The sequence below is a fragment of the Gaetbulibacter sp. M235 genome (assembly GCF_043876835.1).
In the GTDB taxonomy this organism is placed as follows: Bacteria; Bacteroidota; Bacteroidia; order Flavobacteriales; family Flavobacteriaceae; genus Yeosuana.
Window position 1 is genome coordinate 1 of record NZ_JBAWJZ010000005.1, and the last position, 23,838, is coordinate 23,838.

General features: G+C 31.7%; 23 protein-coding genes. 15 read left to right on the plus strand and 8 right to left on the minus strand.

Going from position 1 to position 23,838, the window contains the following annotated elements; all coding sequences use genetic code 11:
* The 5 genes from V8G69_RS09260 to V8G69_RS09280 form a co-directional block, all read right to left on the minus strand.
* On the minus strand, window positions 1–1,169 hold a 1,169-nt coding region (locus tag V8G69_RS09260), incomplete at its 3' end, for a hypothetical protein (RefSeq protein ID WP_394881549.1).
* Between the two features lie 422 nt (window positions 1,170–1,591).
* Window positions 1,592–6,508, minus strand: a complete 4,917-nt coding sequence (locus tag V8G69_RS09265; protein WP_394881550.1) for a LamG-like jellyroll fold domain-containing protein — start codon at window positions 6,506–6,508, stop codon at window positions 1,592–1,594.
* Between the two features lie 230 nt (window positions 6,509–6,738).
* Window positions 6,739–7,614, minus strand: a complete 876-nt coding sequence (locus V8G69_RS09270) for a sterol desaturase family protein (protein ID WP_394881551.1) — start codon at window positions 7,612–7,614, stop codon at window positions 6,739–6,741.
* A 38-nt stretch (window positions 7,615–7,652) separates the two neighbouring features.
* Window positions 7,653–8,123 (minus strand): monoheme cytochrome C, encoded by a 471-nt coding sequence (locus tag V8G69_RS09275; protein WP_394881553.1) that lies wholly within the window; start codon window positions 8,121–8,123, stop codon window positions 7,653–7,655.
* Window positions 8,123–9,343, minus strand: coding sequence for a sulfite oxidase (locus V8G69_RS09280; RefSeq protein ID WP_394881554.1), 1,221 nt, complete (start codon window positions 9,341–9,343; stop codon window positions 8,123–8,125). The genes V8G69_RS09275 and V8G69_RS09280 overlap by 1 nt, the downstream gene beginning before the upstream one ends.
* Before the next feature lie 130 nt (window positions 9,344–9,473).
* Here V8G69_RS09280 and V8G69_RS09285 point away from each other — a divergent pair, with 130 nt between their 5' ends.
* The 15 genes from V8G69_RS09285 (at window position 9,474) to V8G69_RS09355 (ending at window position 21,482) form a co-directional block, all read left to right on the plus strand.
* Window positions 9,474–10,154, plus strand: a complete 681-nt coding sequence (locus V8G69_RS09285; RefSeq protein WP_394881556.1) for a hypothetical protein — start codon at window positions 9,474–9,476, stop codon at window positions 10,152–10,154.
* A 340-nt stretch (window positions 10,155–10,494) separates the two neighbouring features.
* Window positions 10,495–11,487, plus strand: a complete 993-nt coding sequence (locus tag V8G69_RS09290) for a rhodanese-like domain-containing protein (RefSeq protein WP_394881558.1) — start codon at window positions 10,495–10,497, stop codon at window positions 11,485–11,487.
* A gap of 36 nt (window positions 11,488–11,523) precedes the next feature.
* A complete protein-coding gene (locus tag V8G69_RS09295) occupies window positions 11,524–12,528 on the plus strand; it encodes a rhodanese-like domain-containing protein (RefSeq protein ID WP_394881560.1) in 1,005 nt (334 codons plus the stop codon).
* Window positions 12,529–12,549: 21 nt separating this feature from the next.
* A complete protein-coding gene (locus V8G69_RS09300; RefSeq protein ID WP_394881561.1) occupies window positions 12,550–13,599 on the plus strand; it encodes a porin in 1,050 nt (349 codons plus the stop codon).
* 97 nt (window positions 13,600–13,696) lie between these two features.
* Window positions 13,697–14,356, plus strand: a complete 660-nt coding sequence (locus V8G69_RS09305) for a Crp/Fnr family transcriptional regulator (protein ID WP_394881563.1) — start codon at window positions 13,697–13,699, stop codon at window positions 14,354–14,356.
* Window positions 14,357–14,444: 88 nt separating this feature from the next.
* Entirely contained in the window at window positions 14,445–15,623 is a 1,179-nt protein-coding gene (locus tag V8G69_RS09310) for a molybdopterin molybdotransferase MoeA (RefSeq protein WP_394881565.1), read from the plus strand.
* Between the two features lie 10 nt (window positions 15,624–15,633).
* Window positions 15,634–15,972 carry a winged helix-turn-helix domain-containing protein gene (locus V8G69_RS09315; RefSeq protein ID WP_394881566.1) on the plus strand — a complete coding sequence of 113 codons (339 nt, stop codon included), beginning with the start codon at window positions 15,634–15,636 and terminating at the stop codon, window positions 15,970–15,972.
* Between the two features lie 3 nt (window positions 15,973–15,975).
* Window positions 15,976–16,716 (plus strand): sulfite exporter TauE/SafE family protein, encoded by a 741-nt coding sequence (locus V8G69_RS09320; protein WP_394881567.1) that lies wholly within the window; start codon window positions 15,976–15,978, stop codon window positions 16,714–16,716.
* Between the two features lies 1 nt (window position 16,717).
* Entirely contained in the window at window positions 16,718–17,302 is a 585-nt protein-coding gene (locus V8G69_RS09325; protein ID WP_394881568.1) for a molybdenum cofactor guanylyltransferase, read from the plus strand.
* Window positions 17,286–17,519, plus strand: a complete 234-nt coding sequence (locus V8G69_RS09330; RefSeq protein ID WP_394881569.1) for a MoaD/ThiS family protein — start codon at window positions 17,286–17,288, stop codon at window positions 17,517–17,519. Before V8G69_RS09325 ends, V8G69_RS09330 begins: the two co-directional genes overlap by 17 nt.
* Before the next feature lie 3 nt (window positions 17,520–17,522).
* Window positions 17,523–18,602, plus strand: a complete 1,080-nt coding sequence (gene moeB, locus V8G69_RS09335; protein WP_394881571.1) for a molybdopterin-synthase adenylyltransferase MoeB — start codon at window positions 17,523–17,525, stop codon at window positions 18,600–18,602.
* Between the two features lie 3 nt (window positions 18,603–18,605).
* On the plus strand, window positions 18,606–19,049 hold the full coding sequence (locus V8G69_RS09340; RefSeq protein ID WP_394881572.1) for a molybdenum cofactor biosynthesis protein MoaE: 444 nt from the start codon (window positions 18,606–18,608) through the stop codon (window positions 19,047–19,049).
* 3 nt (window positions 19,050–19,052) lie between these two features.
* Window positions 19,053–19,964: a bifunctional molybdenum cofactor biosynthesis protein MoaC/MoaB gene (gene moaCB, locus V8G69_RS09345; RefSeq protein WP_394881573.1), complete on the plus strand. Its 912-nt coding sequence runs from the start codon at window positions 19,053–19,055 to the stop codon at window positions 19,962–19,964.
* Window positions 19,965–20,972 carry a GTP 3',8-cyclase MoaA gene (gene moaA, locus V8G69_RS09350; protein ID WP_394881575.1) on the plus strand — a complete coding sequence of 336 codons (1,008 nt, stop codon included), beginning with the start codon at window positions 19,965–19,967 and terminating at the stop codon, window positions 20,970–20,972.
* 30 nt (window positions 20,973–21,002) lie between these two features.
* Window positions 21,003–21,482 (plus strand): GNAT family N-acetyltransferase, encoded by a 480-nt coding sequence (locus tag V8G69_RS09355; RefSeq protein ID WP_394881576.1) that lies wholly within the window; start codon window positions 21,003–21,005, stop codon window positions 21,480–21,482.
* A gap of 81 nt (window positions 21,483–21,563) precedes the next feature.
* Here V8G69_RS09355 and V8G69_RS09360 read toward each other — a convergent pair whose 3' ends face one another.
* Genes V8G69_RS09360 through V8G69_RS09370 form a run of 3 tightly spaced genes read right to left on the minus strand, consistent with a single transcriptional unit; the run spans window position 21,564 to window position 23,653 of the window.
* On the minus strand, window positions 21,564–22,037 hold the full coding sequence (locus tag V8G69_RS09360) for a DsrE/DsrF/DrsH-like family protein (protein ID WP_394881577.1): 474 nt from the start codon (window positions 22,035–22,037) through the stop codon (window positions 21,564–21,566).
* A gap of 31 nt (window positions 22,038–22,068) precedes the next feature.
* A complete protein-coding gene (locus V8G69_RS09365) occupies window positions 22,069–22,377 on the minus strand; it encodes a TusE/DsrC/DsvC family sulfur relay protein (protein ID WP_394881578.1) in 309 nt (102 codons plus the stop codon).
* A 28-nt stretch (window positions 22,378–22,405) separates the two neighbouring features.
* The gene (locus V8G69_RS09370; RefSeq protein WP_394881580.1) at window positions 22,406–23,653 is read right to left on the minus strand and encodes an NAD(P)/FAD-dependent oxidoreductase; all 1,248 of its coding nucleotides are present in this window, start codon (window positions 23,651–23,653) and stop codon (window positions 22,406–22,408) included.
* Window positions 23,654–23,838 lie beyond the last annotated feature (185 nt).

The following is a 23,838-nucleotide window of genomic DNA, read 5'->3' on the forward strand; positions in this document are numbered from 1 at the left end:
CCAGTAGCCTCACAAGAAGCATTGGCGCTGACAGTTACGTTAGCAGGACAAGTTATAGTTGGAGGCGTAGTATCGTTAGTTACAGTTACAATTCTAGTTTCAACATTAGTATAGCTATCATCAGAAACCTCAAAAGAAACCAAATAATCACCTGTTATTGTTGGGGTAAAACTAGAAGAAGATATATTTCCGGACTCGGTTGACGTTAATAATGTAGTAGCATCATTAGGATCTAGTATGCTCCACTGATAATTAATGGTTGTTCCAGAAATAGTTCCAGTATATGTACCTTCTAAAGAAACAAGAGAACAAGCTTCAATTGCAGAATTTGATGGTGGAGTTGTGATTTCAGCATTAATTGAACCTCCACTGGCAACTAATTCACCAAAAGAATAAGTGGTTGAACCACCACCAACACAAGTAGCATATTTGTCTGACCCAATAAAGATCTCATCATTATTAGTACAATCACCATTGATTGTGGATGAAGGCTCAATAATTAAGGCTGCATTACTTGGTAAGTTTAGTCTAACTTTTGGTCCATAAAATATAAGAGTTCCAATTTCAGGTGTTGTTGTTGCAATGGTAAGTTGTTGGGTATTTAAAGTTGTAATATGTTGGTTAGAAGTATTATCCCCTAAAATTAAAGTTCCATTAACAGTAACATTTCCCATAGCGGTTGTAGTTAGATTAGAACTTAGATTTAATGTTCCATTTATAACAAGGTCGCCAATAGAATTTATAGTTAAATTAGATGAAACAGAAATTGTATCACTAGCTTGAATAGTTACAGTATATGAACCAGAGAGTTCACCTGGATATGTTAATGGAATTATATCATATAAACCTGTAGCTGTGTTATATAATCTCCAGCTATTAGGATCATCCCAATTGCCATTTCCATTTGATTGATAATCACCAGTTGCTAATACAAAAGCAGCAGTAGATTTAGTAGAAGTTAATTTTAAAAAACTAACAATATCATTAGAACTTTTATCGTTAATAGTTTGTACACTATCGTGTGTTGAAAATAAATCAACAAAAAAAGATATAATTTTATACTGTAGATGTTGAGTAGGTAGGTTACGAGAAGAAATACTACTTGCGTGCAGATTGCAGCTAATCAGCAAAATGCAAAGTATTCTTAGCAATTTAACATTTTTCTTCATAATAAGTTAATATTTAGGGCGTTGCACAACCATAAAGCATCCATCAATGAATTAAATTATTCATAGATAAATGATTTTCAGTCTATTGTGCTATTAACCAATTTCTTGAGGGATTAGCAAAATTAGAACTAACAATAGCCAGATAACAAAAATACTCGTTGAAATACCTTTTTATTCTACAGTATGCTAGTTTCATTTTACTTAAGAATTAATTAATCTTTTTGTTCTGTAAAACAGTTTTTTAAATAAAAAAGAGCTTATATAAATTTGATAATTTTTATCTCAAGTTTTTTTACTTATACGAATATAATACAAAAAAAATAAAAACATCGATAAAAAGTTAAAAAAATCAGATTAAGTGTAAAAATTTTATAGTAAATCTTTTATTTATATATTATTTGTATGAAGATTTTTATATTTTTTTAGTTTACCAATACTTTTTTTGTAATTGTGCTACTTGAAGTTTTTAAATTTATAATATAGGCTCCTGGAATAAGACGGTTGGTTTTAAATTTCTGAATATTAATATTATTAACGTTATTAAATTCATAAACTGATTGTCCTAAAATATTTAATAATTGCACTGATTTTATTAGCTTTAAATTTGGGTTATACAAAATTAAGCTAGAGTCGTTATTGGAGTAAAAAATATTTAAAGTGTTGTTTTCTATCTCATCGGTTCCCAATGAAATTTCGGGAGTTATATCAAATTGAATTTCAAATCTATCAGTAAAAGTTCCGGGTGTTAGATATGCTTCATAATTGCTTTCTTTTAAATTGTGGATAATACCTAATTGATTATCATGAATATATATATTGAGGTTATTAGGGATATTTTCTAAACCATCAATTTTAATTGAAGCCAAACCTTGTTGATAAATTTTTACTCCCAGAGGTAATTTTTGTTCTTGATTAAAACTGTTTACTCCTTGAATAACAAGTTTTTGATTATTTACAACCCAAAACATATCCTCTTTATTATTTTCTATAAGAATGGCGTCATATCCTAAATCAATATCATTTGATGCTTTACTATCAACTCCAACAAGTAATTGTCTGTGATAGTGATAAGGTGAATCAAATCGCAATCTTATTTTTTCTCTGATGTCACCATTGTTGGAACTATTTTCTGCATCTTCCTTTATATTTGATGATTTCATAAAAACAGAAGAATCGCTAGATTCAGTTTTAAACACACGTTGACTGTTTTTAAAGCTAATATTTCCACCAGTATTGGCGGTTACAAAAAAGCCTTGACTTACTGGAATGTATCTCTGTGGTGTTTTAGTGCCTAATTCACCATTGTTATCTAATCTTGAGTCGTTTGAAATTGCTTTGGTGCCACCAATTAATGTATAAGTGCCATAGCCACCTCGATATTCTGCTAAAACATGTGTTGAACTCGCAAAATGCTCCCAGAAATATAAAGAACCATCTATAATGTCACTTGTTGCTCTACCACCAGAACTATTGATATTATCTAAAATGAATTCATTTGCGTCGATTGCCGAGGCATATGGGTTTCCAATTAAATAATCGTTTCCTGCTGATAATGTTAAGCTAATATCTCCATTATTTGGTTTACCGTTAAACACGTAATTTTGTTCTAAAGAAATAACTCCACTCGTGTTTTCTACACCTTTCATTGTAAAACCTTCTCCAGCTAATAAGGTTCCTGTACTTCTTACATGTTGCCAGGAAGGATAACTATTGCTAAGTTGATTAGAATATTTCCAAATCCAATAATCTGCAATGCTAATTGGAGTTACTCCAGGTGCTCCGGGAGCACCGTTATAACCAGATGTTAAAAATGTTATGTTTAAAGGAGATGCTGGAACCGAGCCGTCTTTCAAAACATTAGGAAGTTTATAGCTGTTGTTGTTTGTTGATGTATTACTTATTCCGACAGGAGAAGACCAATAGTTATAGGTGAATAAGTCTTTAGTGCCTTGTTGATCTCTTTCAATTTTTCCTGAACTTGTTACATCTAAAACACTATTAATGCTTTGAATTAATTGTGATTCATTATCTAAATCGATTAATCCATCTAGTTTTAAGTAGAAGCTATTGTACAAACCTTTATTGCCTTCAATAGAAAACTCTTTTCCGGAATCTACAATTAACCCTACCATACCTTGCGTATTATAAGAACCATCTAAATTGATATTGTTTTTTATATGAACAATAGAGGTATCGTCTGAATTGTTTTGTTTGGATGTAATATCCCATTCACTACCATATAACCAAGTAGCTGAATCTGTCCAATTTCCATCTGAAATGGTTTGATAAGGTAGAGGAGCTCTTTGAAAATAAATATCTTTTACGTTATAAATTTTAGCTCCAGCAACATCGATACTTGAGGTTTTTTTGTCATCTAATATGTCGTCTTGGTAACTATCCATTTTGTAGTATTTAATCAAACTGCTGCCTATGGATCCAGAAATATCTATAGGAACAATCTTCCCTCGATTAAAACTGTTGGATTCATCTAACTCTTGATATGCCATTTTTTTTACATCATCAATTGATAAGGCAGAATTGAATACTCTAACTTCATCAATTTCTCCTTTAAAATAATTGTTGTTTGAAGAACTACTTCCTATGAAAAAGTTGGAACTATCCGTAATTCCCCCTGAAGTATCACTAGTCTCTTGAATACCATTAATGTATAAAATAGTTTCCCCAGATTTAGTAGTAACTGTTACATGAGTCCAAATGCCATCTGTTAATATGGTTGTTGATATCAAAGAAACACCCTCGGCAACTGCAGTTACAGTATTATCTGAATTAACTTGTAAATATAAATTGTCTTGGCCGGCTATGATGCGGTCATTGTTGTTTGTATTTGTTCCACCAGATTTTATAAAAACCATAAGAGTTGCTTCTCCTGAACTTATTAAATTTCCGTCTTCAACATAATCATTCCTTCCATCAAAATAAAGACTATAACTAGCATCTAAATTTCTTGGAGAGCCATAAACTGAGTCATCACCATCACGTGATGCCATAACACCATCGCCATCAGCATCTGTAGTATCATCTAAAACACCGTTTGTATGAGGTAATGAAGCATAAATCTCAACAGTATCAATATCATAAATTCCAGTAATATCGTTATATATATCTCTATAATCAGGAATGCCATCATTATCAGAATCTAAAGCATAAAGAGGACCAGTTCCTTGGTTATTATTACCAAAAGAGTCTGCATAATTTGTGTTTCCTTCAAAAAAATCAAAGCAATCTAAAATGCCATCGCCAAAACCTTCTAAAATATCATCACCATCAGAGTCTTTCTCTCTAAAAGTTTCAGAGTCAATGCCATCTCCAACACCGTTTCCTGAAACATCACCATCACCGTTTTGAAATGAACTATCATTACTATTGATTGCACCGTATTCATCAACATCAAAAATGCCGTCATTATCACTATCTAAATCTAAATAATCAGGTATTCCATCAGAATCAGTGTCTATTGGTGTTTGTGATTCAAATAAATCATGCATGCCATTTGCATTGGCATCAACCCAAGAAGAGACATTAGTTAATGTTGCTTTACCTTCACTATAAATTCCTAAACCAGTTTCTATCACGTCTGGAATTCCATCGTTGTCTGAATCTAAATCAAATACATCTGAAATTCCATCATTATCATGATCACACAGAGTTTGCTTAATTTCTATGTCATCGATAGCTAGGTCATTTCCTGTTCCACCTAATTGGTTATTTGTAAAAATAACTTGAAATTCAGTTACGCCTAGATTTAAATCTGCTGTAAATTGATACCAATCTCCAGTTAAATTTCCAGCTGTTGTTGGAGCAATTTCACCTGTTGTGATTGATGTTATAAGATTATTACTCATGTCTCTAAATTCAACAAGTATGTCTGGTCTTAAGCGAGTCTCGATTCCAGGAGCGTCTGATCTGTCTAAATTTAATACCCAAAAACTATAAGTTATTGGAACGTTAGCAAAGGTTCCGATAATATGTGCTGTATAGAAAACTCCAGGGTCAATAGCGGCGTTAAACATAGCCATTCTACCATTTGTGTCTCCTTGTGTATGGTCTTCGCCTGTATACCAATATGCATCTGCCCAATTAGCAACTTCTTCAACTGGTGTTTGGTTTGTTCCATCACCATTTGCTGCTTTGTAATAAACTGTATATTCTCCATCATTTAAATCATTGCCTCCTAATGATGCGCAACTTGCTGTACCATCTTCATAGCAATAGGTTGTTATGGCATCATAGGTAATGTCAATTGTAGTACGTTCACCAGCTCCAAAAGTTTCTTCAAGAAATTTGTAAATTACTTCATTGGTTGAAGAAGAGTTTTTGCAACCAATTTGTTCATCAGAATCTAAAATACCATCATTGTCATCATCGATATCAACATCATCATAAATACTATCACCATCACTATCAAAAAATACTTTTGCACCAGTTGCAGTAATATTAATCTGATAAGAAGATTCGTTTGAATCATCAGAATTTATTGTTAATAAATCTGTTTGGATACCAATAGAAGATGTAGAAAACAAAACAACTATATTGGCTGTTCCTCCAGATGACACAATGGAACCTGGAGAAGGACTACTGTCTATTGTGAATTCAGTTAAACCGGATAATGAAATAGAACCTAATGTTAAGTCTCCAGAACCTGTATTTTCAATCACAAAAGTTTTGGTTATGGTTTGTGACGATATTTGTGCTGTACCAAAATCTGTGTTGTTTGAAAGCATAGGCGTGTTTGTGCCATCACCAACAATTGAGTTGCCTAAACCTTTTACATTTATTTCTGGTGTAGGGGGGTACCCTGTAATTGTAACATTATCAATGTAAACATCGTCAGATGAACTGCTAGCATCACATTGAAATCTAAACTTTGAATTGGCTGTAAAAGAGTTTATTGTAGAATCAAAAGTAACCGTAACATTGGTGTAGTTTGTATCATTATTAAAATCAGTTCCTCTAACAAAGGCTTTAACAGTTGTCCAAACAGACCCACCATCATTTGAAAACCTTACCCAAAAATCTTCTCCAGTACTAAAATTGCTTGTTCTGAAATCAAAAGACATTACAACCGAACCGTAGGTAGTCAAGTCAATACCATCAGTCGTCATGTTCGATGAAGAGGATTTACCTTGTATGTTGGCTGACTGTGTCAAGTTTAAAGGGGATACTAATACTAAAGAACAATCAGTTCCTCCATCATTCCATATACCCCAAGTCAAAAAGAAATTTTCAGAATTTATTACAGTTTGGGAATAAGAAATAAATGAGTAAAGTAGGCACGCAACAATATAACTAGTTTTTAAGATTATAAAAAGTTGCTTCATAAGTAGTTAATTCAGTTTGGGACTAATTAATCTATGAAACGAATATATATAAATTATCTATGAAATGCAAAAAAAATCGATAAAATGCAAAATACTTTTATTGTTAAAATAATTAAGCATTTGATTGTTAAGTATTTAATTGATTTATATTTATTTTCAAATTAGAAAAGTATTGCCTTATGCCTAAAATATAATTATATTAAAATCAGGGAATTAAAAAAAGGGTAAAATTAATTTTGCCCTTTTTTAAATCCATAAATGTTTTGACCTATAAAATCATGCGGAAATTTATCGTCCCCTTTAAAACCAATCTCAACAGTTCCACTATCTTCTGGTATGTAGTTGGTTTTAAAAATATAGTCCCAAAGGCTTAAACTGATACCATAATTTACCCCATATTTTCCTTTTGGTAAGGTATAAGCATGATGATATAAATGCATAACAGGGTTGTTAAAAATGTATTTTAACGGTCCCCAAGTAATTTTAATATTAGAATGATTAAAATGACCAATGGCAATAGTAATGAAATGAATAATATAAGCTTGATTTGGTTCAAAACCACCTATAATCATAACTCCAAATGTTTTTAAAGGTTTATACAAAACATTTTCCATCCAATGATATCTTAAATGAGCAGCAAATCCCATTTCTTTAACGCTATGATGCACTTTGTGGAATTTCCATAAAAAAGAATATTTATGTAATAATACATGAGTAAACCACTGAACGAAATCAAGAATGATGAAAAAAACCAGTAGTTGTAGCCACATAGCCCATTGCGAAATGTCGAAAATTGCAAAACTTTTAGAGGTGATATTCATTTCATTAAAAAGTAAGCCTATAATCTTGTAAAAACCACTGATTACTATTGAAAAAACGAAAAAATTAAAATACATATAGAAAGCATCCAACCAAAAATCTCTTCTTATAATTGATTGCTCTTTTCTCCATGGGAAAGCTATTTCTAAAAGCCAAACAAAAGCCGATATAGCTGTTAAACCCCAAAAATAATTGGTGTACCATGGTACATCAAAAATTATTGATTTCCATGTCCAATCTAATGTTCCATTAAAGGCATTAACAAATGCACTAATATACTTTTCCATGATTATTGTGTTTTAGTTTAGTTTTATAATATTATATTTTAATCTTTTAATTCGTACCAATCTATATTTGTTAAAATGTTTCGTCTTCCTTTATCAACAGGAGGATAGTTAGTTGCCAAATAATTTACGATTATTTCTTGATTTTTCCCTAAATCTGGTAAATTTTGTGTTTCCTGCATCCATTTAATGGTAGCATTCCAACGTTCAACATTCATTCGGTTTTGAAGTATTAATTTTGAAGAATGACAACCAGTACAATTTCTAACAACGGTCATTAAACCTTCTGCATCAACAAAACCTGTGCTTACATGAATACCATTTTCTATTCTGTCTGGATCCAATTCTTCAACTGCAACCTCAACTTCTAGTGTTTTTTTAAAACTAAAAAAAGAAGGATTTACCATATAATAAACAAGTAGCCCACCTGTAATGACAAACAAGCTAAAGAGTAATAGCAAAAACCTATATATCTTTTTAACCTGATTATAAAAATCTAATTCCTCTGACATTATTTAACTTTAATAGCTATTCTATGACAGGCATTATTTAAATATCCTTTTGGATTCCATCCTGGTAGTAGCATAGGTTGTGCTATCCCATTTGTATCTGTTGCTTTAGCCCAAACTTCGTAATACCCAGTATCGGGGAATTTTATTGAGGCTGTAAAATGTTGCCATGCCAATCTGTTTGTTGGTTTTTCAATCACACAGGTATTCCAGGTTGAACCATAATCAATAGAATATTCCATTTTGGCAACTTCCAATTCTCCTGCCCAAGCGTGTCCTCTAATATTTAATACTTTGCCCTTATTAATAATGGCACCAGACTTAGGATAAGTAATTAAAGACTTAACCGGCATAGATTCAATAATACACATATCTTCGTCTTTAACTTTTTCTCCTGGTTCTACAGGTTTACAAGGAACTCGGTAAGCATCACCAGTCATTTTGGTACCGTCATGAACTTTGTTTCTTATGCTGATTCTATTAATCCATTTACCGGAAACAGATGCAGGCCAACCACCAGCCACCAAACGCAACGGATAACCATGAATGAACGGGATATCTTCACCATTCATTTGAAAAGCTATTAAGGTTTCGTCTTGTAGCGCTTTACTCATAGGGCAACCTCTTGAAATTGGTTCATGTTTTGGGTCGCGACTTAAATGAATATCGGTCGCATGATAACCAATGTAAACAGCATCTTTTTTTATTCCAGCATCTTCTAAAACATCTTTCAAACGCACACCTGTCCAAGAGGCACAGTGTACAGCTCCAACAGTCCATTGGTTTCCTTTTGCAGGAGGGTTAAATTCACTTCTACCATTTCCTCCACATTCTATTGTTAATTGATAGGTGTAATGTTTAAATTTTGATTTTAACTCAGAAAGGGTATATGTTTTTTCTTTTACAACAGATTCTCCGTCAATTTTCAACACCCATTTTTTAGCATCAATATTTTCAGGAACTAATCCGTTGTTTCTAATGAACATGCAGGAATTAGGGGTGATTTTATCGTCTAGCAAGTGTGCTTGAGCTTCAATATTCCAAGGCTTATCATTTAAGACAATCATTTCTTTATGTTTATTGAACATTTTAAATGGATCGGGGTCTTGTAATGCCAATGGTATATAGCCTTCCATTATATTAGAACCAAAAACAATTTCTGCTCCAATAAGTGTAGCAAACGAACTTAGCGTAGCTTTTTTAACAAAAGATCTTCTTTTCAAAAGGGTTGAATTATAAGTTGATAAAACAAATTTTACTGAAATTACAATTTGTGAATTTATTATATGTAACTTATGTTACAAACATTATTTAAAGTCTTTATATATTGTTAATCAACTTAAACTAAACGACATGGAAAAAAATTTTGCAACAAAATTTACAGGTTGGTCATTTATAGTGGCAGCTGTATTATTATGGTGTGGTTGGGCTCTTTCTCCACATCACGTTGGTGAATATTTTAAAGCTTCAGACTTTTCTGAAATAGGAAAGGATGTATGGTATTGGATTTGGATGTACCGAGTTCATATTTTTGGGTGGGTAACAATGGCAATTGCAATTTTTGCTTTTGTTTCTATGACTGGAAAAAAACCTTATGGTGTTTTAATAGTTCCAGGAGCAGGTATGATTATAGTTGGAACATTTACTATAGCTATAGCAGCTGCTTATTATTATAATTATGGAGCTTGGGGAGTTGGCCAAACTATGGGTAAATCGCCTGCTGAAATTGAAGAATTTTTAGATGGCACACTTTTTACAAATCAATATGTAACTTGTTTTGTTCGTTTTGGAAGAATTTTCTCGGGGGTAGGATTAATATTATTTGGTGCTGGAATTTTAAAATGGAGAATTCTTGATAAATGGTTAGGATGGTTTACTGTTTTACTTGGTCTTACTGCCATGGGAATTATATTAGCAATCCCAGATAATTTTGAAATTTATAAGCCTGTTTTCCATGTTAAAGTGATTTGGTTGGCTACAATGGGTATTTTTATTTTACTTAAAGGAATTAATCTTTCTAAGAGTGACACTTGATAATATTATTTAAAATTTGATAGACTGGCTAAAAACTCTGCATTTAATAAAATGCAGAGTTTTTTATTTAATTCTTTTTTGAAAGCTACAAAACAAGAAATTTTGAATGGTGTTAAAAGGTGTTTTATGATCCTCTATTACACATGCAATTTAAATACTACGTATAAGTTTTTCTTCAATTACATAGAAGGTATTTATCATATCTATAATCATTATTGATGTAACGAGGTGTAACAATTGTTACACAGTAAACTGATTATGTATTAGCTAAAGTTGACAAAAGTCATGAAAATCGATAGGCTTGAGTTTTAATTTTATTCAAATTTAAATCTTAAGTATTATGAAAAAAACTAAACTTTTTTTTATTGCATTTTTTATAACATTAACCGCATCTTTTTATGGGAGATCAAGTGCGGTTAATCTATCAATAGTTAATCCGCCAGATGAATTTGAAACACTTTTAAATTATTTAGAAAGTAATTCTAGTTTCATGAAAGCTGAAGCATTACCAATTATTGATGCTGAAGAGGTTAAAAACAACCTCAAAAATCCCAAATACCATGTTATAGATATTAGAAGTGACTCTTGGTTTGAATATGGCCACATTAAAGGGGCTAAAAATTTAAAACCAGAAAATTTGCTTTCATATTTTGAAAGTGAAATTGTGCCAGCAGATTTCGATAAAATTGTTGTTGTATGTTATTCCGGGCAATCAGCATCTTACTTTGCAGGCCTTTTAAGAATTGCAGGCTATAATAATGTTTATAGTATGAAATGGGGTATGAGCTCTTGGAGAGAAGATTTTGCTAAAGACTCATGGCTTAAAAATGTAAACAATGATTATGCTTCAAAAGTGGAAACAACCAATAATGCTAAACCAGTTAGTAGCAATCACCCAGTTTTAAATACAGGGAAAAGTGATGCGAAGGATATTTTAAAAGCAAGATTGGTAGAACTTTTTAAAGTTCCATATAAAGAATTTATAATTAAGCCTGCAGATGTTTTTGAAAACACTAATAATTACTTTGTAGTAAACTTCACAGAAAAAGAAAACTACGATTTAGGTCACATAGCAGGAGCAATTAACTACTTGCCAGGCTCATCATTAACTTCTGAAACAGACTTACTAACATTGCCAACAGATAAAAAAATAGTGGTTTATGATGCAACTGGACATAAGTCAGCTTATTTAGTAGCATACTTAAATGTACTAGGTTACAATACAGGCAATTTGGCTTATGGAGCCAATGGTTTTATGAATGGTAATTTAAAAAATCAACATTTGGATGCTTTTTCTAAAAAAGACATAAACATGTACCCTGTTATCGAATAAAAACAAAACTAAACTTCACAATTAAATATTTACATCATGAAAAAAATATCATTTTTATTAATTGGATTATTATTGATTCCTAGTTTATTGTTCATATCATGTGACCGAGGAGATGACCTTGGTTCTGATGTTGTTGCAACTGCTAAGTTCACTCTGTTAAAGGATTATATGGTTCAAAATAATTTAGATATAGACCAAATCCTTACAAATTCAGATGGAGAAAAATTTGTTGTTGGCGCACCGGCCACAGCAGATTTAGTAGATGGCTTCTTGAGTAGTTACTACATAATGGACATAAGAAGTAGTAGTGATTTTGCAACAGCTCATGTAAATGGTGCAAAAAATGTAGCCTTCGCAAACATTTTAACAGATGCAGCAAATGCAACAAAACCTATCCTTGTTATTTGTTATACAGGTCAAACAGCATGTTATGCAACAGCGTTGTTGCGTATGTATGGTTATTCTCATACCCAAGCATTAAAATGGGGAATGTCTGGATGGAACTCAAGTACAGCTGGTCCTTGGAATAATGGAATAGGAAACGTGGCTGAAAATAATTCTAACTGGACAAATTCAGGAGCTCCAGCAAATATTGTTTATAAAGATCCAGAAATATCAAGTCTTTCTTCTGATGGCGCAACAATTCTTAAAGAACGCATTGAAGCAGTTGTAGCTTTAGGTTTTCAAGGCGTTTCCGGTTCTGATGTGTTAACATCTCCTGCAGATTATTTCACCAACAATTACTTTACTGAAACCGATTATTTAAGCTTCGGACATATTTCAAATGCCTATAGAATTAATCCTCTTAACTTATCCGATAACAGTTATTTAGGTATAGATTCTGGAACAAACGCTAAGGTGGTTACTTATTGCTATACCGGACAAACTTCTGCAATAGTTACTGCTTGTTTAAGGGTTTTGGGATATAATGCCTATAGTTTAAAATTTGGAATGAATGGATTGTATAATTCTAATCCTTCATGGACTTCAAATAAATGGAGTACTTCAGTTCCAAAATCTTATCCGCTTTTCGCTAATTAATAGTTTTAAAAAACTCATATGATGAATAGTAAAATATATATACTAATAGCATTTGTTTTTATGTTTTATGTTGATAAAACATTTGCACAAGGCTGTGACGGAGGTGATTTAACAGCATCTGATTCTACAAGTACCATTAATGTAAAAGTGTTTGGATATATTCAACCGCAGTATGATTACAACTTTACTGACGGAAATGAAAATTCCTTTAAGTTCAAAAGAGCCAGAATTGGTGTTAGAGGTAAAGTGCATGAAGACTTTTCATATTATTTTATGTTAGAAACCAGTCCATTTATTGGAAGTTCTGGTGATGCTTATTTAATGGATGCTTTTGTAACTTATGACAAATATAGTTGGGCAAGAGTTTCTGTCGGTTCTTTTAAACAACCATTTAGTTTAGATGTTTCAACACCTTGTAATGCTTTAACAACCATAGATAGATCGATAGTTGCTGATCAATTAGTTGCGCCTCAAAGAGATTTTGGTCTTATGGTTATAGGTGGTAATAATTATACTAAGTTTAACTATGCAGTGGCTTTAATGAATGGTCGTGGTTTAAAAGTGAAAGATGATAACACCAAAAAGGATATAATTGGTAGACTTACATATAGACTTACAAACTATTTAACAGTTGGTGGTAGTTTTAGATATGGTTATCCGGTACCTAATAATAATGATGATTCTAGGACTTCAGTTGGTGGAGAATTTGCTTTACATTTAGATAAATTACAAATTCAAGGAGAATATATTTATGATGAAGGAGCTTATTTTAGTGGAGCTTCTGGAGGTTGTGGATCCATACCTGTTGCTTTAGGAGAAAGAAGAGATGGTGCTTACATTATGGCATATTATAACGTAAATGAAAAATTGCAACCAGTTATTAAATATGAATTTTTTGATCCAGACCTTGATCTTAAAGATGATGGCAGTTATATGGAAAGATTGACTTTTGGTGCAAATTATTTCTTTAATGATAAGGTTAGATTACAAATAAACTATCAAGCAAATATTCAAACAGTTGTAAATGTTGATGATGATGCTTTATTAGCTCAAATTCAAGTTAAATTTTAAATAAAATAATTTTAAAAATAATAAGAGTCCCTGACATTTGTCAGGGACTCTTTGTTTTATATTCATTAAATTTATCGAAATCTTAATCTGTTTTAAAGTGTTTCATCAAGATATCAATTTAAAAGAAATTTTATTAGTTCATTATTCAGAAATATTTGAAGAAGATTTAATAGATGAGATAATTAAGGTAGGGTATTTCAATAAAATTGAAAATGGAAACCTTCTAGTTAATATAGGTGATTATTTAACCCATATTCCATTAATATTAAAAGGGATCGTAAAAATTATAAGGCAAGAGAAAGAAGGCGATGAATTGACTTTATATTATTTGGAACCGGGTGATACCTGTGCTATTTCCTTTGCAAACTGTATAAACAAAAAGAAAAGTATTTTTAGAGGGATTGCAGAATCAGACATTGAAGCAATTTTTATACCAGTTGAAATGGTTGATGAATGGCTAGTTAAGTACAAATCTTGGCGTCACTTTATAATTGATAGCTATCATTTTAGGTTATTAGAAATGGTTGAATCCATAGATTCTTTAGCATTCATGAAAATGAAAACCCGTATCTGGAAATATTTAACTAATAAAGTCAAAATGTCTAACGATATTGATTTAGAAGTCACCCATCAAGATATTGCTACCGATTTAAATTCTTCACGTGTAGTTATTACAAGAATAATAAAAACTTTGCATGATGAAGGCAAAATATTTTCTACCAGAAATAAAGTCAAAGTCTTAGAGTTATTGGAATAATTTTCCTCTGCATTTTATTCAAATGATAAATATCATAATTTACTAATCAGTTATTTCGTTATATTTGTATTGACATAACGAAATTAAAATGATTAGTATTGAAGAAGCTTTGCAAGCTGTTAATTTAAACAGCAAAGAAATTTCAAAAGAAATTAAAGTATCTATTGATAAAGCCGTTAATTCAACCTTATTCAAGGATGTTTATTCATCAATAAATATGCCCCCTTTCAGGCAATCGGCAATGGATGGTTATGCGCTTAATTTACATGACGATTTTACATACTCATTGATTGATGAAGTTAAAGCAGGAGATAATCATCAACCAAAATTAAAAAAGGGTGAAGCTGTTAGAATTTTTACAGGCGCAGCAGTTCCAGACTCTGCAAATGCTGTTATTATGCAGGAAAAAGTAACTGTAAAAGGCAATTATATTACTGTTGAAAGTAAGCTTCCAACAGAGCATAATATTCGTCAAATAGGTGAACAAGTCAAAAAAGGAGAATTAGCATTAAAAAAAAGGACAAAATTAATTCCTGCGGCTATTGGTTATTTAAGTTCATTGGGAATTCATGAAGTTTCGGTTTTCAAAAATCCTTCGATAGCAATTGTCACTACAGGTAACGAACTTGTTGAAGCAGGTGAACCTTTAACACATGGTAAAATATATGAAAGTAATTCCAAAATGCTTCAAAGTGCTTTAATTAATTTGGGTTTTACGGATATTTCGATTCATAAAATTAAAGATGATTACACTGATACTTATTCCAAATTGAATGATGTTATTATAGAGAATGATTTAGTAATCATTAGTGGTGGAATTTCAGTAGGTGATTATGATTTTGTAGGTAAAGCTTTGAATGAATTAAACGTTGAGGAAATTTTTTATAAAGTAAACCAAAAGCCAGGAAAGCCTTTGTTTTTTGGAAAAAAAGATAGCACTCTTTTATTTGCGCTTCCTGGTAATCCAGCAGCTGCTTTAACTTGTTTTTATATGTATGTTTTTGTGGCATTGCAAAAATTAACTGGGATTGAAGGTAAAGGATTGGTTAAGGTATTTGCAAAATCTGTTTCAAATTATGAAAAGATAGGAGATAGATCGTTGCTTTTAAAAGCGAGTTATAAAGATGGAGAAGTGACTATTTTAGAAGGGCAAAGTTCAGCAATGTTGCAAACATTTGCCGTTTCCAATGCTTTGGTTAAAATGTCTGATGGTTTGGATAAGATTCATGTTGATGACGTAATAGAAGTCATGTTGCTTCCAGTTTAAAAATTGTAGTATGAATTGTAAAATTAAAAGTAGAATTTGGATTGAGCTTGACGGCGAAGAGTTTTTAGGCGAAGGGAAAATACAGCTATTAAAAGCCATTGGAGAAACTGGTTCATTATCAAAAGCTGCAAAATCTATTCATATTTCATACAAAAAAGCATGGCATTTAATGGATGCTGTTAATAAAACATCAAAAAAACCAGTTACGATTAATACTATTGGAGGAAAAGGCGGAGGCGGCACAGAATTAACTCCTTATGGTAAATCTTTAATAAGTGCCTTTGATGATATGAACAAAAAATGTTGGGAGTTTTTAGATATTCAACTTGAAAAAATTAAGAGTTTATAAATTATGTTGCAGTTAGATAACATTTATCTGTTTTTAATCATACTACCTATTATATCCTTTCTGTATTCCAGTGTAGGACATGGAGGTGCCAGTGGTTATTTAGCGTTGATGGCATTATTTTCTTTTGCTCCAGAAACCATGAAACCAACAGCGTTATTGCTTAATCTATTTGTGGCTGGTATTTCATTTTACTATTACTATAAAGAAGGATTTTTTAATAAAAAATTATTTATATCATTTGCTATAAGTTCCATTCCATTAGCTTTTTTAGGAGGAACTATTGAAATTGATGCATCTATTTATAAAAAAATATTAGCTGTTTTATTGGTATTTGCAATTTTGAAAATGTTGAATGTTTTTGGAAAAGAAAGTGATTCTATAAAGCAAGTAAAACTTTGGCAAGGTTTAGTAGTTGGAGGAATTATTGGTTTTTTTTCAGGTTTAATAGGTATTGGTGGAGGTATTATATTAACGCCAGTTATTTTATTGCTCCATTGGGGAAAAATGAAAGAAGCAGCAGCTGTATCAGCTTTATTTATTTGGGTTAATTCAGCTTCTGGCTTGATAGGACAATTAAGCACAGGAATTAGTCTAAATATGGATTCTTTTATATTAGTTGCAATTGCTCTTATAGGAGGTGTGTTTGGTGGTTACTTGGGAAGTAAAAAAATAAACAATCAAAACCTACGATATATATTGGCCTTTGTACTTGTGATTGCTTGTGTAAAATTATTTTTCACTTAAAATGATTGATAAAAAAAACATAACAGGAATTATTTTAGCAGGCGGAAAAAGTTCTCGAATGGGAACTGATAAAGGTTTTTTGAAGCTAAATGGAAAATTATTTATTGAGTATATCATTGCTGCCATGAAGCCTTTAGTATCTCAAATAATGATTGTTTCAAATAATCCTGAGTATGATGTTTTTAAGTTAAAACGTGTTGAAGATGAAATAAAAGATTCTGGTCCGTTAGCAGGAATTTATTCTGGATTGCATCATTCAGAAACAGAATATAATTTGGTGTTGAGTTGTGATATTCCGTTAATAAAAACATCGGTTTTAGAAAAATTAATTGAGGCAAATGACGAAGTTTCAGGCATCATACAAATAGTGAGTGATAACAGGCAAATGCCTTTAATTGCATTATATAAAAAGACTTGTGAGGCCACATTCTATAAACTTTTGCAAAATGATGAACGCCGATTGCATGTTGCCATCAATCAATGTAAAGTAAAAAACGTCATTTTAAATTCAGAATTTGAAATTTTTACTGAAAACATTAATACGCCTGAAGAATTAGAAAATATAGTAAATGAAGATAAATATTAAATATTTTGGATTACTCTCTGAGGTGACTAATTGTAACGAAGAAATCATTGATTTTTCGGGAAATCATATCTCAGGGCTTTTGGAAATTCTTTACAGTAAATATCCTGCTTTAAAAAATAAAGATTTCCAAGTGGCTCAAAACCATGAATTAGTACCTTTTGAAACAAAATTAACAAGTAACGAAATCGTTTTATTGCCACCATTTTCTGGCGGATAAAAAATGAATAGATATAACAGACATATAATACTTTCTGAAATTGGTCAGGCTGGTCAAGATAAACTGTCTAAGGCTAAAGTTTTAGTAGTTGGCGCTGGCGGATTGGGTTGTCCCGTTTTGCAATATCTCACAGCGGCAGGTGTTGGTACTATTGGTATTATTGATTTTGATGTGGTTGAAGAATCCAATCTACAACGTCAAGTATTGTTTGGCACATCTTCTTTAGGAGAAAATAAAGCAATTGCTGCAAAAAGCAGATTACAGGATTTAAATAATACCATCACTATAAAATCTTATCCTGAAAAATTAACCTTTCAAAATGCTATTGCGTTATTTAATCAATATGATATTATTATTGATGGTACCGATAATTTTGAAACCCGCTATCTTATAAATGATACTTGTGTTATAACAGGTAAACCATTGGTTTTTGGCGCTATTTATAAGTTTCAAGGGCAAGTATCGGTTTTTAATTATAAAAATGGTCCAACTTATAGATGTGCATTTAGCAACAAACCAAATAAAGATGCAGTTCCAAACTGTTCGGAAATTGGGGTTTTAGGTGTTTTACCTGGCATTATTGGAACATTTCAGGCAAATGAAGTCCTTAAAATAATCTTAGAAATTGGTAATGTCCTTTCTGGTAAATTACTTTGTTATGATGCGCTTTCAAATCAGACTACAACATTAACTGTTAAAAAGAATGATGTTGAAATTGAGAAAGTATTATTGGATAGAGATAATTTTGAAAAGAAGCAATTTGAATCTTACTGTGAAGTTGATAAAGAAGTTTCAATAAAGGATATTTTAAATAAAAAAAATATTCAAATTATTGATGTTAGAGAGTTTCAAGAACAACCTAAAGTTGTAGATATAAGTGTTACAATGATCCCCTTAAATGAGTTAAAGCATAATCTTGATAAGATAAGAAACGATACAGAAAAAGCAATTTTTTGTCAATCTGGAATAAGAAGTAGGCAAGCAGTTTCTGTGCTAGAACAGCACAATATTTTTGATTGTTACAGTATAAAAGAAGGTGCTTCAGAGATTATAGATATATTAAAGAATTACAAAAACAAGTAACAAATGAGTGATAAAAAACCTAAAAGCGTTTTTAAGCAAGGAGCTATTTCTTCAGAATTTATAGGAGAGTCAATTGCTAAACATCAAACAAAAACAAGTATTGGTGCTCATAATATTTTTCTCGGCCAAGTAAGAGCTGATGTTATTGATAACAAAGTTATAAAAGCGATTGAATACACGGCTTATGAAGAAATGGCCAATGCAAAATTCCATGAAATTCGTGAAGCAGCATTTGAAAAATTTGAACTCACTTGTATGCATATTTACCATAGTTTAGGAACTGTAAATGCAGGTGAGATTTGTTTATTTGTTTTTGTGTCATCTCCAAGAAGAAAAGTTGTTTTTAAAGCTTTAGAATTTATTGTAGAGGAAATAAAAGCCAAAGCTCCGGTTTTTGGTAAAGAAATTTTTGAAGACAGTTCACATCAATGGAAAGTTAATAGTTAAGTTATGGTAGATATCACGCATAAAAGCACCACATTAAGAACAGCTGTTGCGCAGGCAATTGTAAAAGTTAGTAAGCAGGAAACTATTACTGCTATTCAAAATGATACGGTTCCAAAAGGAAATGTGTTTGCAATGAGTAAAGCAGCAGGATTATTAGGGGTAAAAAGAACGCCAGATATTTTGCCTGATTGCCATCCATTGCCTATTGAATTTACAAGTGTAGATTATGAAATAAACGGATTAGAAATAACAGTAATTTTTACGGTAAAAACTATTTATAAAACAGGTGTTGAGGTTGAAGCTATGCATGGAGCCAGTGTGGTTGCTTTAAATATGTATGATATGCTGAAGCCTATTGATAAAGGGATAGAAATCCATCAAATTAAACTGTTAAATAAAAAAGGTGGAAAATCAGATTTCAGAGATAAATTCAGAAAAGATTTAACAGCGGTCGTTATTGTGTGTTCTGATACTATTTCAGCAGGACAGAAGGAAGATAGGGCTGGAAAAGAAATCATTAAAAAACTTGAGGAATGCGATGTTAAAATAGCGGATTATATTATTATTCCAGACGAAAAAGATGTCATTCAAGAAAAAGCCAAAACATATCAAGCTCAAGGTGTCGATTTGATTATTTATACAGGTGGCACAGGACTGTCAAGCAGAGATGTTACACCAGAAGCCTTATCCCCAATTTTAGACAGAAGGATTCCCGGTATAGAAGAAGCCATTCGAAATTACGGACAAGACAGAACACCTTTTTCAATGCTATCAAGAAGTATTGCAGGAACCTTAAAGAGCACGTTGATTTTGGGATTACCAGGCTCAACAAACGGAGCCAAAGAATCCATGGATGCTATTTTTCCATCGGTTTTACACATATTTAGAATATTAAAAGGTGCTAGACACGATTAAATGACAAATAAAAAAAACATATTGCAAGATTCACACGGAAGAGATCATACGTATTTAAGAATATCTTTAGTGGAGCGTTGTAATTTGCGCTGTTTCTATTGCATGCCAGCAGAAGGAGTTCAATTAACTCCAAAGAGTCATATCATGACTTATGAGGAAATTTATGAGATAGCAAAAACCTTTGTAAATAATGGTGTTACCAAAATACGGTTAACTGGTGGCGAACCTTTGATAAGAAAGGATATTCCATTTATTTTAGAAAAATTAGCATCATTACCGGTAGAATTATCTATTACTACCAATGCTGTAATCATTCATAAATTTATTGATACCTTAAAGTTATATGGTGTTAATAATATCAATGTTAGTCTGGATTCTCTAGTAAAGGAAAAGTTTAATAAAATTACACTTAGGGATCATTTTGATATTGTTTATAGTAATATTTTACTTTTAGTCAATGAAGGGTTTAATGTAAAGATAAATGCAGTTTTAATGAAAGGTGTTAATGATGACGAAATTATCGATTTTATCAAACTGACTAAAGATTTACCTGTATGCATTCGTTTTATTGAATTTATGCCTTTTGACGGCAATAAATGGGATTTGAGTAAAATGGTTTCTTATAAAGAAGTTATGACTTATGTCAATAGGTCTTTTGCAGAAACAGACATTGAACGTTTGCAGGATGCGCCTAATGACACCTCTAAAAATTATAGAATTAAAAACTATAAAGGCAGTTTTGCAATTATAAGCTCAGTAACTAATCCGTTTTGTGATTCATGCAACAGGCTTCGTTTAACAGCCAATGGACAACTTAAGAACTGTTTGTTTTCTTCAACGGAATCAGATTTGTTAACCACTCTGCGCGAGGGAAAATCAATAGAACCCATTATTCAAAAAGCAGTACAAAGCAAGCTTAAAATTAGGGGTGGTATGGATACTTTAGAAAAACTACAAGAGCCAAAACTCCATACTCAAAATAGAAGTATGATTACTATTGGTGGTTAAATTTGTTTTCAAATAATATCCATTTACCAAATGATTATAATAAGAAACGCAAAACCGGAAGAGTTTGAGAGTATAGGTAAACTAATGGTTAATGTGTATTCGCAATTGGAAGGTTTTCCTAAAGAATCGGAATTTCCAGAATACTATAAAAAATTATTACATGTTGGTGACTTTACCAAAAAAGAGCATACAGAACTTATAGTAGCCATATCAAATGAGAAAAAAGTTGTAGGAGCTGTCGTCTATTTTAGTGATTTAAAACATTATGGTTCTCCAGGAACCATAACCACAATAAAGAATGCTTCTGCTTTTAGATTGTTAGCAGTTGATCCAGAAGAAGGGGGTAAAGGGATAGGAAAATTACTTATTTATGAATGTATAAACAGAGCAAAAAAGCACCATCACAAACAGCTTTTAATTCATTCTACAGAATATATGAAACTTGCTCGGAGTATGTATGAACGTTTAGGGTTTTCAAATTTAAATATTGACATCCAAGAGCAATTGTAGGTTCTAATTTAAGATCACTTAAAGGAAACAAAGCAAATAAAAAACCCCATAGAAGTATGGGGCTCTTTATTTCTTGATTTTTTATATAAAGATTATATGGCAACCTTCCTGGTCTGCGCGGCTATAAAAATCACCTATGGTTAATATTCCATCAATTTCATCAATTAAATCTTTTTCTTTTAAATGAAACATATCCACAGCAAGTTTACAAGCCCAAAGTTTGCATCCAGAATCCGATAGAATTTCCAAAAATTCACCAACATCTGGCATATCCAGTTTTTCCATTTCTTTTTTCATCATTTTTGTAGCCAAAGCTTCCATACCGGGCAATCCACCAATCATGGTAGGCATGTGCATAGCAGGATTACCTACTGTAGCAACATGTAAATGTTCTAATTTTTTCTTTTGAATGGCTTCCAATCCAAAAAAAGTAAAAAATATTTCAGATTCAATACCTTCCATTCGGGCTCCATTGGCCATAACAAATGCAGCATAAACATTTTCTATTGTTGCTTTTGAAAGAATAAAAAGCATTTTTTTTACTTTAGTACTCATAGTTTTATCATTTTACATTAACTTATTTAGCTTAAATACAACTTTTTGGTTTGGGTACCCCTGCTATTTTAGTAGACACTTTTAAGGGACCGCCTGGAAATAATGCATAAAATTCCTTGATATCTATAACACCACTTTTTTTGACACCTCTTATTGATAGTGCGACATCATTTTTTACCTGTTCTTGAAGCCAATAGATTATTTCCCAGTGTCTATCGGTTAATTCAATACCTAGTTCTTTAGCTATTTCAACTGCTATCTCTTCATTCCATTGGGATACATCGGTTAAATATCCCTCTTCTGTTACGTCTAATCTGATTCCTGCTACGTTTAAGTCCATAATTAATTATTTTTAATTTTATTATTATTTATTTGTCTGCTTTAATATCAAATACTTTGCCTTTAAAACTCATGTTTCTTGATACAAAAGGAATTGCAATTCCTTTTAATAACATGTTCCAATAAATCCATCTGAAAGCTAATTTTCCCCAATGATTGAATACACTTTCTTTTAACAGCTTAAGTGGGCCTATTTTAGAGAAAGGAAATGTGCCATGAACAGGTTCCTGTTCATAATTGAAATCGATGAGTAAAGCCTTATTGTCTCCAGTTTCGATAAAACAATTGGCATGACCATCAAATTCTTCTTTTAATTTATAGCCTTTTGTAAATAGAATAATATTATCGGCTAAGGTTTCTGCTTCAAAATGAGCTACAGATCCCGCTTTGGATGCTGGAACATTTGTAGCATCACCAATGACAAAAATATTGTCATGCTCTTTGGATTGTAACGTATGTTTATGGGTAGGGACAAAATTTAAATCGTCACCCAACCCAGACCTTTCAATAACTGCATCTCCCATATTGGTTGGAACAGTTACCAATAAATCAAAAGGAATCTCTTTATCGGCAAAATCTATTATGGTTTTCTTATCGTTATCAACACGTTCTATGGCAAAATCGGTTTCAATATTTATCTGTTTTTCTTCTAACAAATAATTTAGAGCTTTAGTACAAGTTGGTTTCGTGAAAGCTCCAGATAAAGGCGTTACATAAGTGATGTCCACTTTATCCCGTATTCCTTTTTTACGGAAATAGGAATCTGCCAAAAAAGTAAATTCTAAAGGAGCAACAGGGCATTTAATTGGCATTTCGGTTAAATGGACTACCAATTTTCCACCTTTCCATTCACGCAGTTTGTCGCGCAACGCTAAGGCACCCTCATAAGTATAAAAATCAAAAATATCCTTTCTCCAAAGAGGCCCTAATAGGCCTTCAGTCTCTTCAGGAGCAATTTTTGATCCGGTTGCAATTATTAAAATGTCATAAGCTAAGGTTTCATCTTCCAACTCTACTTTATTTCCTTCTGGAAGTATCTTGTCAATTTTTTTTTGAATATAATTAACACCTTTAGGAATAAACTTTTTCCCAGTTTTTTTGACTTGTTTGGTCGTATAAATATCAAACGGAAGGAAAAGAAACCCTGGCTGGTAATAATGGGTTTTATATTGATCAACAATTGTTATTTGCCATTCTTTTTTTGGTAGTTTGGAAACCAAATGGTTTGCCATCATTGTTCCTGATGTGCCAGCTCCTAAAATAACTAAGTTTTTCATTTTCTTTATATTTAAACCTCTGTAAACAAGTAAATTCACAATTCTAATATGTGTTAAAATTATGTGTTATGGCTTATAAAAAATATGATTAATGTCATGTAGTGGCCCTTATGTAACATATGTTACACAACAAGAAGTTTATAAGGAGATATTAAGAGTTTAAAGAACTAGATTTTGTGGGGAGT